Annotated in this window: 13 protein-coding genes; 7 read left to right on the forward strand and 6 right to left on the reverse strand. The window is 56.8% G+C overall.

Annotation, left to right across the window (positions count from 1 at the left end):
• Positions 1–745, forward strand: a 745-nt coding sequence (locus tag B2R17_RS05285; protein ID WP_286763142.1) for a DUF1559 domain-containing protein, incomplete at its 5' end; no start/stop codon positions are given.
• Between the two features lie 114 nt (positions 746–859).
• Here the strand turns inward: B2R17_RS05285 and B2R17_RS05290 are convergent.
• Entirely contained in the window at positions 860–2074 is a 1215-nt protein-coding gene (locus B2R17_RS05290; protein ID WP_008658600.1) for an argininosuccinate synthase, read from the reverse strand.
• A 123-nt stretch (positions 2075–2197) separates the two neighbouring features.
• Between B2R17_RS05290 and larB the strand changes: the two genes are divergently transcribed.
• Positions 2198–3046, forward strand: coding sequence for a nickel pincer cofactor biosynthesis protein LarB (gene larB, locus B2R17_RS05295; protein WP_286763143.1), 849 nt, complete (start codon positions 2198–2200; stop codon positions 3044–3046).
• 13 nt (positions 3047–3059) lie between these two features.
• Here the strand turns inward: larB and B2R17_RS05300 are convergent, their stop codons facing one another.
• The gene (locus B2R17_RS05300; RefSeq protein ID WP_286763144.1) at positions 3060–4238 is read right to left on the reverse strand and encodes a potassium channel family protein; all 1179 of its coding nucleotides are present in this window, start codon (positions 4236–4238) and stop codon (positions 3060–3062) included.
• Between the two features lie 99 nt (positions 4239–4337).
• On the opposite strand from B2R17_RS05300, the gene B2R17_RS05305 reads away from it, so the two are divergent.
• The 4 genes from B2R17_RS05305 to B2R17_RS05320 all read left to right on the forward strand — a co-directional run bounded on the left by B2R17_RS05305 (position 4338) and on the right by B2R17_RS05320 (position 8371).
• Positions 4338–5261 (forward strand): NAD(P)H-hydrate dehydratase, encoded by a 924-nt coding sequence (locus B2R17_RS05305; protein WP_286763145.1) that lies wholly within the window; start codon positions 4338–4340, stop codon positions 5259–5261.
• 109 nt (positions 5262–5370) lie between these two features.
• Entirely contained in the window at positions 5371–6342 is a 972-nt protein-coding gene (locus B2R17_RS05310; protein ID WP_286763146.1) for a bifunctional riboflavin kinase/FAD synthetase, read from the forward strand.
• 15 nt (positions 6343–6357) lie between these two features.
• Positions 6358–7350 carry a DHH family phosphoesterase gene (locus tag B2R17_RS05315; RefSeq protein WP_008658590.1) on the forward strand — a complete coding sequence of 331 codons (993 nt, stop codon included), beginning with the start codon at positions 6358–6360 and terminating at the stop codon, positions 7348–7350.
• 259 nt (positions 7351–7609) lie between these two features.
• On the forward strand, positions 7610–8371 hold the full coding sequence (locus B2R17_RS05320) for a hypothetical protein (RefSeq protein ID WP_286763147.1): 762 nt from the start codon (positions 7610–7612) through the stop codon (positions 8369–8371).
• A gap of 79 nt (positions 8372–8450) precedes the next feature.
• On the opposite strand, the gene B2R17_RS05325 is transcribed toward B2R17_RS05320, so the two are convergent.
• A complete protein-coding gene (locus B2R17_RS05325; protein WP_286763148.1) occupies positions 8451–10322 on the reverse strand; it encodes an ATP-binding protein in 1872 nt (623 codons plus the stop codon).
• A 151-nt stretch (positions 10323–10473) separates the two neighbouring features.
• Positions 10474–10656 (reverse strand): hypothetical protein, encoded by a 183-nt coding sequence (locus B2R17_RS05330; RefSeq protein ID WP_286763149.1) that lies wholly within the window; start codon positions 10654–10656, stop codon positions 10474–10476.
• Between B2R17_RS05330 and B2R17_RS05335 the strand changes: the two genes are divergently transcribed.
• Complete coding sequence (locus B2R17_RS05335; RefSeq protein ID WP_286763150.1) at positions 10655–11455, forward strand: hypothetical protein; 801 nt, start codon at positions 10655–10657, stop codon at positions 11453–11455. The genes B2R17_RS05330 and B2R17_RS05335 overlap by 2 nt on opposite strands.
• A 97-nt stretch (positions 11456–11552) precedes the next feature.
• Here B2R17_RS05335 and rsmH read toward each other — a convergent pair whose 3' ends face one another.
• Entirely contained in the window at positions 11553–12530 is a 978-nt protein-coding gene (rsmH, locus tag B2R17_RS05340) for a 16S rRNA (cytosine(1402)-N(4))-methyltransferase RsmH (protein WP_286763151.1), read from the reverse strand.
• A partial coding sequence (locus B2R17_RS05345) for a sugar phosphate isomerase/epimerase family protein (protein WP_286763152.1) occupies positions 12527–13267 on the reverse strand: 741 nt, incomplete at its 5' end. The genes rsmH and B2R17_RS05345, both read right to left, overlap by 4 nt.

The raw sequence follows: 13267 nt of genomic DNA on the forward strand, positions 1-13267 counted from the left end.
CGCGGCCGGATTGGCGTTGCTGCTGGTCGGAGCCGGTTTGATCGCGGCGATCCAGGTTGGCAGCCGGACGGCCAAGAAAATACGCACGGGCCGCCAGCGTTTAAGCAGCATCAAAAACCTGGAGACGATCGCGACGGCACTCAATGCGTACGCGGCCGATCATGGCGTCTACCCTGCCCCGTACACGGTGGATGCCGCAGGGCGGAAGCTGCACTCGTGGCGGGTGACCATTCTGCCGTATCTGGGTGAGGACGGTTTGTACAACCAGATCGACAAGGATGTTCCTTGGAATGAGGGCGAAAACCAAATGCTTCTCTACAGCCAAACACCGTCGGTCTATCGGCATCCGGAGAGCAACAGTTGGGGCACGGGCACGGTCTATCACTTGGTGACTGGTGCCGGGACGTTGTTCCCCAGTACCGGACCGTTGGGGCCTCGGCAGGTGACCGATGGGGCGACGAAGACGATCCTGCTGGCCGAGGGCCAGATGAACAGCATGACCGAATCGTGGATGGAGCCCTATGACTTGGATGTTGGGTCGATCGGCGGCCTCATCAACCCGCCTTCGGGCAAGGGGCTCGGGGGAGCAACCGATGGTGGCGTCTGTGTCGCGACGGTGGAAGGCAGCGGGTACTTTTTGCCGGATACAACGCCACCGTTGACCGTCCAAGCGTTGATCACTCCGTCGGGAGGTGAGCCGCTATCGGACGATGTGCTGGATGAATGGGCGTCCACTCAACCTTGAGACGAGCGTTTGAGAGCTGACGTGCGTCCATAAAAAAACGGCGAGGTTTGAACCTCGCCGTGATGTTGAATTGGCAACGACTCGAGTTGTTGCCTTGTGAATCGTCGATGCGAATCAGAACTTGCGTGGTGACACGCGGCCTTGGACTCGCGAAGGCAGGCCTTGGATTCGCAGGAAGCCTTCGGCGTCGTCTTGGTTGTACGAACCGCCGCCTTCCATGGTCGCGATTTCTTCGTCGTACAAGCTGTTCGGGCTGGTTCGCGAAGACACCATGATGTTGCCCTTGTAGAGTTGCAACGTGACTTCGCCGGTGACGGGACGTTGAGCCGTTTCGATGAACGACATCAGTGCGTCCATCTTGGGCGTGTACCAGAAACCGTAGTAAACCAATTCAGCCACTTCAGGAGCCATGCGGTCGCGAAGGTGCATCAGGTCGCGGTCCATGGTGAGTTGCTCGATGTACATCAACGCGTCGTACAACACGGTCATGCCGGGCGACTCGTAGACACCACGGCTCTTCATGCCGACGAAACGATTTTCCACCATGTCGATGCGACCGACACCGTTGCGTCCAGCGATGTCGTTGAGTTGTTCGACCATTTCCAAAGCGTTAACGGCTTTTCCGTTCAACGTCTTTGGCACACCGGACTCAAAGCCGATCGTGACTTCTTCTGGTTTGTCGGGAGCGTCTTGTGGTGACACGCCCATTCCGAATTCGACCAGCTCCACGCCGTTGACGTCGAGTTCTTCGAGCTTGCCTGCTTCGTAGGAAATGTGCAGGACGTTTTCATCGCTGCTGTATGGCTTCGCAGTCGAGGCTTTGACTGGAATTCGCTTCACGTCGCAGTACTCGATCAATTCCGTTCGGCCTGGGAAGGCGTCGCGGAAAGATTTGATTCGCCAAGGAGCGATCATTTCGATGTTGGGATCAAGAGCTTCGGCAGCCAATTGGAAACGGCATTGGTCGTTGCCCTTGCCGGTTGCTCCGTGAGCGTAGGCGGTTGCACCGACTTCGCGAGCGACTTCCAAGCAAACCTTGCTGATCAACGGGCGAGCAATCGAGGTTCCCAGCAGATAGATTTGTTCGTACTTGGCTTGCCACGCCAACACCGGGAAAGCAAAATCGCGGCAGAGTTCTTCACGAACGTCCACCAAACGAGAGGACTTGGCCCCGCAGGTACGAGCCTTCTCCATGATGGCATCGCGATCCTCACAAGGCTGCCCAAGGTCCACGTAGACGCAGTGAACTTCGTAGCCTTGGTCCTGGAGCCAGCCCAGAATGACGGACGTATCGAGACCACCGGAATAGGCCAGCACACAACTTTTCATCTCAGATCTGCATCCAAATGCGGGGGAATCGGCTATGTTTGAAGGCCTCGCATTTAAGTTGTCCGGTGCGAAACACGCAAGGACGGTCAGAAGGATCCTGGCCGGAAAGTCAAGCAGAACGCTATGAACCAACCCTCCAATCAACCCCCCTCCCCTGCCCTGCTGCAGATTCTGCAGGACCTCGCTTCGGGGCAAACCGACGTGGAAGCCGCGGCGGAATCCATCCAGGCCAGCTCGATCGGGGCGGGTGCGGACATGCAAACGATTCCCGGTGCAACGGTCGATTTGGGGCGTCTTACCCGCTGTGGATTTGGCGAAGTGATCTACGGTGAGGGGAAATCGACCGATCTGATGACCCAGATCGTGCAAACTCAGGTCGCTGTCGGCCAAGGGTGTTTGATCACGCGAATCGATGCGACCGCGGCGGCTCAGTTGCGGCGAGTTTTCGAAAACACTCGGTACAACCCCTCCGCCCGCACGCTGAGAATTGGCTGCGGGGATGAAAATTTGGACCCAATCGGTATCGAAGGCCACTCCACTCATGTTGCCGTCGTCACTGCGGGCAGCACCGATGCTCACGTGGCGGAAGAAGCGGCTGAGACCTTGGCCTGGATGGGGGTCGCTTGCGAACGCATCGACGACATCGGAGTCGCCGGGCCTCAACGTTTGTTGGCCGCGGTTCCTCGATTGCGAGCGGCCGCCGCCATTGTGGTGGTCGCAGGAATGGAAGGCGCTCTGCCGGCGGCGTTGGCCGGACACGTGGCCACACCTGTGATCGCCGTTCCCGCCAGCACCGGATATGGAGCCAACTTTGCCGGCCTGACCCCATTGATGGGCATGCTGACATCGTGTGCCGCGAATGTTGCGGTGGTCAATATCGATGCGGGATTCAAAGGCGGCTACTTCGCTGGTTTGATCGCCAGCGGAATCGCCAACGCGAAAACAGAGGCGGCCTCGTCAGAAGAAGCCTGATGGCGGTTCGCGATCAGCCTTTGACGCCCCGATAAAGAATCTCTTCGCGTTGGACTTTATGGGCCAAGCACAATTCGGCGATGTCGTTTTGGTGACCGACCACAATCACGATGTCGTTGGCTTCCAGGATCAAATTGCCGCTGGGATTCATCTGGATTGGATCCTCACCACGCTTCACACCGACGATGAGAAAACCACGATTGCCGCGAACTTGGATTTCGGCGAGCGGTTTGCCAACCAGTGGTGAGCTTCGGGTCAGCCGCAGTTCTTCCAGGTTCAATCCAATCGCGGAAAGCTCTTCGCTGATCCCATGCGACAGTCCATGGGATTCCAAAACGGCGGACGCGGTGGGGCGAACAAGCAACTGAGTGACCCGCATCGCGCCAATGGTTGCTGCCATCACGACGTAGTTGGCGCCGCAGCGGATCAGCTTCTTTTGAGCGGAATGGTTTTCGGCTCGCGAAACGATTTCGACTTTTTCGGCCAGATCTCTCGCCGTGACACAGATGAAAGCGTTGGCGGCATCGTCGGGCAGCAACGTTGCCAATCCGCGAGCGTGGTCGATTCCGGCCGCCATCAGGATGTCTTCGTCCGTGGCGTTGCCGACCATGGCCAGCATTCCCGCTTGTTGAGCCTCCTCGACCCGGGCCGTGTTTTCATCGATCACCACAAACGGTTGGCCAAGTTCCTGAAGTTCTTCGGCCACGCGGACTCCCATGCGTCCAAATCCACAGATGATCGTGTGTGCGCGAAGACTGGCAATGCCTTGGCTCATTTTTCGATTCCTTAAAAGGCTTTGTAGTTCGCCATCGACTAAAAACTGAATGAATCCACCGACGGTGTAAATCGCGGCTCCGTAACCCAAGACGATGATCGCAATCGTCAGTGTTCGTAGAGCGGGCGTGTCGACCGGTTTGACTTCGCCATAGCCGACACCAAAGATCGTGATCACGACCATGTAAATCGCGTCGCTGACGGACCATCCCATTTGGATGTAGGCGATAATTGCGATCGCACAAATCAGCGAAAACACGCCCAAGCCGAGCAGAATTCGACGGAGCGGTGTGGGCTGCATAACAAACGGAGATTGCGACGAATTAAACGTTGAGAAGCATGGCTCGGGGAAGTCATGCGACTCAAGAATCAGAATCCATTTCAGCGGTGCAACGTTTGCACGCCGTTTGCATTTCAACCGTTCTAATTGATACGTTGATCGCGACGTGAGGAACGGTCGGGAAACCGACCTCCCGCTCACTGCCAGTGCGACAATCAATCAACCTGCGAGCTTGAAATGCCATCCATTGAGACACAGTCTACCAGCCCGCCGCCGCTGCGGATTCCGCATCGCGAATCGTCGGCTCACAAAGGCAATTTTGGTCGCGTTCTGTTTATCGGTGGCTCTCGTGGTATGGCGGGATCGATCGCATTGTCATCGATCGCGGCGTTGCACACTGGATCAGGCTTGGTGGCGGCAGCGGTTCCCGATTGCATTTTGGATTGTGTCGCCGGTTTCCATCCGGCGCTGATGACAATTGGGCTGGGAGATGACGGCGAGAAGCTCGTCGATTTCGCGTGGCAGTCGTTGGAGGACCGACTATCAGCTCAAGCAGCCATTGGTTGTGGACCTGGAATGACCACGGGATCAGGTGGTGCAACGATCGTGGAGGGGCTGCTCACGAAAAAGGATTTGCCATTGGTTCTGGATGCGGACGCGTTGAACATCATCGCTCAAAACAATTGGTTTTCGGACGGTCGGTTCGAAAGGGGCGAAGACGATGCCGCTTGCGTGTTGACGCCTCACCCTGGTGAGTTGCAGCGTTTGACCGGAGCACCCGCGAAAGATGTCGACGCTCAAGTGGAAGCCGCTGCCGAGTTAGCGTGTCGGTTGGGTTTGACCATCGTTGTGAAAGGTGGACCGTCACACGTCGCGTATCAAAGTGGGAACGGAGCCAAACAGGTTTGGCAGAACACGACGGGCAATCCAGGAATGGCCACGGCGGGCTGTGGTGACGTGCTGACCGGCATCGTGACGTCGTTGCTCGGGCAAGGCTTGAGCGGTCCCGATGCGGCGAGGTTGGGGGTATGGATTCATGGTCGCTGTGGTGATGAGGCGGCAGCCCGATTCAGTCATGCGGGCATGACTTCGCTGCACGCATTGGAGGCGTTGGCCTCGGTCGCGGATGAGATGACTCAGCCCGCGAACGGAAGCCACTGATTCAAAGATTGCCCATCACTATGGGATCTGACGAAATCGAGGTGAATCAGGCATACTGAGCAAAATCAGCCCGTTTCCTTTTGTCTCTCCCCTGCCCTGCTCCGTTTGAATGACTTCCCTGATCCACTTGAGCGACCTTGCGGGCGACTCCGACCTGCATCGATCGCTTCAGGGTGGCGCGGTCAGTATCGGCAACTTTGACGGTGTTCATTTGGGACACCGTGCTTTGCTCGAACGTGTCCGGTGGCACGCTCAGCGGGTTGGCGGCAAAGCAATCGCGATCGTGATGGACCCGCACCCGGCATCGGTGCTGCGGCCGCACGGGGCGCCTCCTAGTTTGACCAGCCTGGCTCGTCGTGCGGAGCTGATGTCCAGTTCCGGGATCGATCATTTGCTTGTTTGCGAGGCCACTCGCGATTTTTTGAATCAAACCGCCGAAGAGTTCTTTCAGCGTTTGATCGTGGAACAGTTGTCAGCCAAGGCCATCATCGAAGGCCCAAATTTCTTCTTTGGCCGCGATCGAGCCGGCAACACAACGCGTTTGAAAGAGTTGGCTGCGGAGCGTCAGATTGACGTCGAGATTGTGGTTCCATCGGTTCGCGACGAACGCATGGTCAGCAGTTCACGCATCCGGGAAGCGATCGCATCAGGCGATATCGTTTTGGCGAACCAAATGCTCGGCAGCCGTTATCGTTTGACCGGAGTGGTGACGACCGGTGAACAGCGCGGCCGCACGTTGGGATTTCCAACCGCGAATTTGGGCGGTGTGAAGACGTTGCTTCCCGAGCACGGTGTATATGCGGCGCTGGCATGTGGGGAAGGATGCGAAGGTCCGACCAATCATCCCACGGCAGTTCACATTGGCCCGAACCCAACGTTCAACGAACGCCAAGAGACAAAGATCGAAGCCCACCTGCTCGACTATGATGGCGATCTTTATGGAAAGTCGTTGTCGCTGACTTTGGTGAGTCAAGTTCGGGGCGTGATTAAGTTCGCCGATGCGTCCGCCTTTAAACAACAACTGCAAATCGATTTACAAACCGTTCGTGAAACGGTTTCATCTCTTCAATCTCGTTCTTGAAAGAAAGACCCGCTCGTGGGAGTTAACTGGAAAGCATTTGTTGATCAAATTCAACATTACCAATCGTTCGTTTTGGTCAGCCACATTCGTCCCGATTGCGATGCACTGGGCAGCGAACTAGGAATGGCGGAAGTCCTGCGAGCGATTGGCAAGGATGTTCGTATCATCAATGCTCACAGGACTCCTCAGGCTTTGTCGTTTTTGGATCCCGCTGGCAACATCGAAGTGCTGGGCGATTCGGTTGAGGCCGAAGACGTGAAAGCGGACTGCATCATGATTCTCGACACCAGCGCCTGGGCTCAGCTTGGTGACATGGGCGACGTCATCCGTGCGTCGCGAGCCGACAAGATGGTGCTCGATCACCATGTTGGTGAAGATGAATTGGGCGCGCGGATGTACAAGGATTATCAGTCCGAAGCGACAGGTCATTTGGTCGTTCAAGCCGCCGATGCGCTGAATGTTCCACTGACGCGAACGATGGCGACGCCTTTGTTTGCTGCCATTGCGACTGATACAGGATGGTTCCGGTTCCCAAGTGTTACTTCGGACACGTATCGAACGATTGCTCGGTTGATCGATGCGGGGGTTGTTCCCAGTGAGGTTTACGGCGATCTGTATGAGCGTGACACGCTCGGCCGATTGAAACTTCGCGGATTGATCCTTTCTCGAACGATCACCGAGATGGATGGAGCGTTGGTTTATACATCCGTCAACAAAGAGGATTTCGAGTTGTGCGGCGCTCAACCGAATGACACCGAAGACGCAATTAATTTGACGCTGGCCATTCGCGGCACCCAGGCCGCCGTGATCTTCGTCGGACAAGTGCGGGGTGGTTTCAAATTGAGCTTCCGAAGTCGTTGCGGCTTGGATTGCAACGAGGTTGCTCGCCAATTTGGCGGCGGTGGGCACAAAGCCGCCGCGGGAGCGTTTTTGGAAGGCACCTTGGATGATGTCCAAGGTCGAGTTCTACCAGTCGTTCGAGACGCACTCGCCGCCGCGCTGGGGTAAACTGGCGTCCGGGCCAATCCAACTGTCGCATCACTGTCGAAGAACGGTTGGGAGAAAGTGTCAGGTGCCTTTTGCCGGAACGGCCTGCTGCGTGCTTTGCATAAGAGGCATGTGACACTTTTTCTTGCTCATTGCCGGGTGATGAACCGCGGGAGTATCGATGACCGGACGTCGGATTGTGTGTCCTCGCTGCAAAACAACGTTGCAGATTCCTGCGACGATGGGAGCGGGAAAAGTGAAGTGCCCGAAGTGTGAGTTGATGCTCGCTGTTCGAGCCCCGGCCGGTTCCACTGTCCCGATCAACGTGCCTCCGGAAAACCTGTTCGACAGCTTGCCTGGCTATGGCGCGTCTCAGGTAACGCCACCGGCTTCGGTCTTTCGACCCTCGGGACCGGTCACGGTTTATGAGCCGCCGAAGCCTTCCAAGAAATCAAAGGGAGGCGGTTCAAACGCTGCTCTCAAGATCATCGGGACCTTGGTTGGACTCGGTGTGTTGAGCATCGTTCTGTGTGCCGGCGGGATCTTTGCCGTTGGGTACCTGGGATCGCCTCACAGCGGTTGGACGACCGTGAGTTACAAAGGCTACACCGTCAACATGCCGGCTGGCGAAGACCGGAGAGACAAGTCGCAACAGTTCCCCGGCACGACGGTTCACGAGCTCACCGGCCGCAGGAAAGAAACCGGTTCTCAGTACTCGTTGGTGGTGGCTGATTTGCCGGCGGCAATCGATCCAAGCATTCCGATTGCAGAATTGTTGCGAGACATGAGAATTCGTCTTTCGAATTCTCGTCCCGTTACCCGGTCCGGAGTGGACGGAATGGCGGGGACCATGCAATCAGGCGTGGGCGGTATCGAAGGCTCGGACTGCGAAATCTTTGTTCACAATCGGAACCTCGTGGTCGTGATGTATTCGCCGTACTCCGAGATCCAAGATTTAGTTGGCGGCAAACGCGAGCCGCGGTCCAACGAAAGTGAACTCGACAAGCCGTCGGAGTTCTTTGACTCGTTGCAGTTCAAGTGACTTCCCGCTCAAGTGAATCCTCGCGTGAGTCGGGAATTTCGATTTGCAAAAGATGAGAGAAGGCATCTCCACGAGAGCCTTAAGCTTGCGTCTCGCTGCGTGATAGCTCGCTAATTTCAGTTCCGGTGGCCGGTAAGATCATTCGGAAACGAGCTCCGCCACTTGCCGCGTCATCGACGGTCAACGTGCCCCCATGCTCACGCAGTACTTTTGCACTGACGGGCAATCCGAGGCCCGTTCCGCGAGCGCCTTTCTTGGACTCAAACAACGAGAAGATCTGTTCGCGGTCTTCTTCGGGAACGCCTTCGCCGTCGTCTTCCACGTCGACGATCCAGCCCTGGGCCGCATCGTAAAACGTTTTCACCAAAACCGTCTTGGTGGCGGCATCGATCGCGTTGGTGACCAAGTTCAGCACGGCTCGGTGAATCGCTTCGCTATCAAAGGTGGCGATCGGCAACGTCGAATCTAGGTCAGAGGCGAGTTCAATTTCGCTCTGCCCTGCCCTGCTCTGCATGAGTTCGACCACGTCGCTGACAACTTCGTTGAGGTTGCCATCTTGTAGTTCCGGTTCGCGTTCTTTTGAGAACGTCAGCATGTCAAGCACAAGGTTGCTGATTCGTTCTTGGTTGCGATCAACAATGGACCACCCTCGACGGATTGCATCGGTGTCATCTTTTTGCAGTCCCGATTCGATCAGATAGCTTCCGCCTCGGACGCCTTGCAGGATGTTTTTGATGTGGTGTGAAAGCGTGGCGATCGTTTGGCCCATCGCAGCCAAACGTTCGCCCTGCAACAGAGCCGAGTAGTAGAACGTGTCTTCAATAGCGAGTGCGGCTTGGTGTCCAACAGCGGTGATCAATCGAAGGTGTTCGTCATGGAATCGTGTCGCGCCACCTTTCCGAACCAGTTCTCCAGGCGTGGTGTAAGTGTCGACATACAACATGCCCACGATTTCGTATCGACCTTGCAATGGAACGCAGAGGGCTTCGCGAACTCCGCCTTGAACAATCGACGCGGCGGAATCAAACCGTTCGTCATCAAGTGCGTCGTTTGTGCGAACGCCCTGTTTGTGTTGCAGCACGTAATCCAAAATCGTATGGCTGATTTGGATACGGTCTTGCGTTTTGGACGAAGGTTTTTGTTTCGTTGCATCGGTCGCCGATTCCCGATCGCAGCGAGCGGCCGGGGTCAGCCGTTTGGATTCCGGGTCGCGAAGCATGATGCATCCGCGATCAGCCTCGACCCAGTCAAAGACCAACTTGAGAACGCGATCCAAGACCTCGTCCAAGTCGTCAGTCCGTCCCACCGCGATCGCGGTCAAATACATGACTTCCAGCGAGCGGTCGGCATCGAGTCGACCGATGACCGGCGGCCCGTGGAATTGACCATGTCTATCCGAATCCGATGTCGAGGAATCGACCTTCTGGTCACGAGACGGCGCTGGTTGATTCTCGATGGGTGGCGGGATTGGTGGCGGCAGAGTCGTCGGCGAGGTCGTGGGTTTATCGGTTGATGGGCCGTTGGATGAAGAGCCACCCGGTGTGTATGGCGAGACGACGCCTTCGCGAGACAGCGAAGAAACGATGTTGCTGGCATCGCCCCCGCGGACTTGGCGAACGATGTCGACGCCGTGAGCGGCATCGAGAGCAGACACGTTGCCGGTACCGGTAAAAATCAGCAGCGTCGAACCGATCTCCACGCGATCGCCACTGGTCAAAACGTGACGTGTGATCTTGCGATTGTTGACCAGCGTGCCGTTGCTGCTGCCTAGGTCGACCAGTTCGTAACGACGCCCAGTGCCGTCACCGCGAATTTCGGCGTGGCTTCGCGAAGCCTCGTTGTCGAGCAACTGCACATTGTTGCTGGATTCACGTCCCAGTCGCGTGACCGTCGGTGCGAGCTGGAAGTGTTTTCCTTGGTCACGTCCTCGAATGACGAACAACGAAGCCATACAAAAAATCAACGCGGGGCGAGAACGAGTTTCACGGACAGATTCTAAGTCTAGTTCACACAAGATAACTTGCCGCGAGACGTTCTGTTTGGCTACCGTCCGCTTCAGGTCTCTTTCTGCGGGGATCGGTTTTGTTCGAAAGGAAGCTTTTTCACTGCATGCTAGGCTCGGCGATTCCCATCGAGCGATGCTGGCCCTCACCTTGGGTGTCCCGAGGTGCTTGGTTAGGGGTGTGCGCGTGCTGGATCTTGCTGGCGGGTTGTAAAACCACCGCTCCGGTCCACGTTTGGCAACCGCCCCAATTGACTGCCGAACCGGCTGGAGTCGCTTTCATGGGCATCTCTGGGCCTAATGAATGGACCGAACCAATCGAGGAGGCTCTGTTAGCGGACCAACCCTCGCGTTGGCGGCTGATCGCGGCGGAGCAACTGGAAAGCCCATCGAATATTCGGCTCGTTTCGGGTTTCGAAGAAGAACCCAACGATGTGGCGGTCAGTGCAGCCGCTCGACGCGAAGGATTGCGTTATCTGTTGCACGGCGAAATTTTGCAGGCAACCGGACACGAGGATCGCGACGACAAAGTCAGCTTGTCATGGCGATTGACTGGATTGCAGCCCGACGCGGAATCGGCCGGGATGCCGGTTTCAGTCGACGAGGCACTGATTGCGCAACGGTACCCGCATCTATTGAACATTCCCGATGTGGCCGAACGAACACGCCGCGCGGTGGTGCTGGAAACAAAGCGGCTGCTCACCGCCAGTGTCGATCGACAACAAGTGACTCTGGCTTCGCCAAGGTTGTCGCTGGGCAGTCGAGCGATTCGACGTGGCAACGAGTTGGCTCGATCAGGCAATTGGCCGGCTGCGGAACAGCGTTGGCAGCAGGTTTTGGAATCGCATCCACGCAGTGCAGCAGCACTCATCAACGCGTCGATCGCCGCGGCGGCACGGCAAGACTTCACTGTGGCAAAGGAGCGAGTGACCGAAGCGGTTCGCTGGTCGGCGTTCTCGCCCATGAACAAGTCGCTCGCAGAAGAGACGTTGTTTTGGATCGAGATGCGTCAGCGGGACTATCACAACGCATTCGATCTGCCACCGCCGCCGGAAGGTTGGCTGATTTCTCGGGGCGATTAAGGCATCGCGAATTGTCGCTCGGTGGTCCGCTAATGAGATGGGTGGATTCACGTTGGAGACCAACGTGCTGCAGGTTGACGTGTCACGGTTGCGGAATTCACTCGACTCGTTTGGCGACTCGGAGTTTGGCGCTGCGGCTGCGTGGGTTTGCTTGGACTTCTTCGTCAGTTGGTCGCAGCGGTTTCTTTGTCAGGATTTCCCATCGGTGATCTTCTCGGAAAGCATTTTTGACAATGCGATCTTCCAAAGAGTGAAAGCTGATCACCGCGACTCGGCCACCGGGTGCGATCCACTCGGGAGCGGATTGCAAGGTCCGTGTCAGTCCACCGAGCTCGTCGTTGACCGCGATCCGCAATGCCTGAAACGTTCGCGTTGCGGGATGAATGTCGTGATTGCGTGAACGAGGCACACAGCGACGACAGATCTCCACCAACTCACCAACCTTGGTCACCGGATTGCGTTCGCGGGCTCGCAAGAAGATCTGTTTGGCGATGCGGCGGCTGAATCGTTCTTCGCCAAATTGATAGATCGCGTCGGCGATTTCTTTTTCGCTGTGTTGTTGCAGCCACCGGTACGCTGGCACTCCGTTTTCCGGATCGAACCGAAGGTCCAGCTCCGCTTCATCAATCGTGAATGTGAAGCCACGATTCCGATCGGCGAGCTGATCACTGGACAGACCCAGGTCCAATACCAACGCATCTGCGTGCGTCAGATCCAGTGCGTCAAGCGCCTTGGGCGAGCTTTCGTAGCTGCCAAGAAATAGCTCGATTCGCGGATCGTTTTTAATCCAAGACTTTTGCTCGTCACGACGGACGACGGCGGGATCACGATCAATCGCGATCACACGCGGCGTGTCGGAAGTGGAGCCCGCGTCGGCCAAAACCTCGGCCAACAAACGTGTGTGCCCACCGCCACCGTAGGTGCCATCGATGATCGTGGTCGGGTTGATTTCTCGAACCCACTGCACGATCTCATTCGGCATCACGCTGACGTGTTCTGTCTCCGCGGCGGATGAACCGGCGGAGGCTGACTCAGAGTCTTGGTTGGTTTGGTCCAGTGGTTGCGACGCCGTCACGCGGTCTCCGCCTTGATTTGTGAAAGCGATTTTGAGCAATGCAAGGCGGTTTCAATTTGGCCGTGAATCTTCTTCAGTCGTTCCGCGTCGCCACCGCCGACTTCCGCCGCGACCCAGCCTTCAAACTTGATCTCAGCGAGTGCCTTTCGGACGCTCGCCCAATCGATATCGCCTTCGGTAACGTCGGTGAAGCGACCCTTTTCACGCGAGAAGCCTTTGATGTCCAGCTTGCCGATGCGATGTCCCAAAGTCTTCACCCACTCGGCCACATCGCCGTACTTCCAGTGGTTGCCGAGATCGAATTGGACGCCGATCCAAGATGTGTTGAACGAGTCAACGAAATCTGCCAGTGGTTGAGCCGATTGCTTTTCGTCTCCACCGTGGTCGTAGAGGAAGTGGTTCCAAACATTCTCGATCAAGATTTTGACGCCGAGCTTTTCGGCGAGCGGAACGGCGCGATCAAGAGCTTCGAAAGCTCGTTGGCGGACTTCTTCGGCCGTGCCGTCTTTGCCATGCCCCGGAACGATTAGGAATGTGTTGGCGCCCAAATCGGCGGTCTGCTGAAGCGACTCTTCGAGTAACTGTTGAGCTTTCTTGCGAGTTGCTGCATCGGGACTCGTGTGTGTTGTTCCCCAGTGATAGCCACCGACGGTTCCGTCGATCGTCAAACCGGTTTCCGCCGACGCGGCGACCATCGCTTTGACGTCCATTCCTGGTGACGTGTTGGGTTCGACGCC

The sequence above is a fragment of the Rhodopirellula sp. UBA1907 genome, from assembly GCF_002337565.1.
In the GTDB taxonomy this organism is placed as follows: Bacteria; Planctomycetota; Planctomycetia; order Pirellulales; family Pirellulaceae; genus Rhodopirellula; species Rhodopirellula europaea.

Coding starts and splice junctions, on each gene's coding strand:
- larB (WP_286763143.1), top strand. CDS start 2,198: ATGAACCAACCCTCCAATCAACCCCCCTCCCCTGCCCTGCTGCAGATT.
- B2R17_RS05320 (WP_286763147.1), top strand. CDS start 7,610: ATGCTCGCTGTTCGAGCCCCGGCCGGTTCCACTGTCCCGATCAACGTG.
- B2R17_RS05335 (WP_286763150.1), top strand. CDS start 10,655: ATGGGCATCTCTGGGCCTAATGAATGGACCGAACCAATCGAGGAGGCT.
- B2R17_RS05290 (WP_008658600.1), bottom strand. CDS start 2,074: ATGAAAAGTTGTGTGCTGGCCTATTCCGGTGGTCTCGATACGTCCGTC.
- B2R17_RS05330 (WP_286763149.1), bottom strand. CDS start 10,656: ATGAAAGCGACTCCAGCCGGTTCGGCAGTCAATTGGGGCGGTTGCCAA.
- B2R17_RS05305 (WP_286763145.1), top strand. CDS start 4,338: ATGCCATCCATTGAGACACAGTCTACCAGCCCGCCGCCGCTGCGGATT.
- B2R17_RS05325 (WP_286763148.1), bottom strand. CDS start 10,322: ATGGCTTCGTTGTTCGTCATTCGAGGACGTGACCAAGGAAAACACTTC.
- B2R17_RS05310 (WP_286763146.1), top strand. CDS start 5,371: ATGACTTCCCTGATCCACTTGAGCGACCTTGCGGGCGACTCCGACCTG.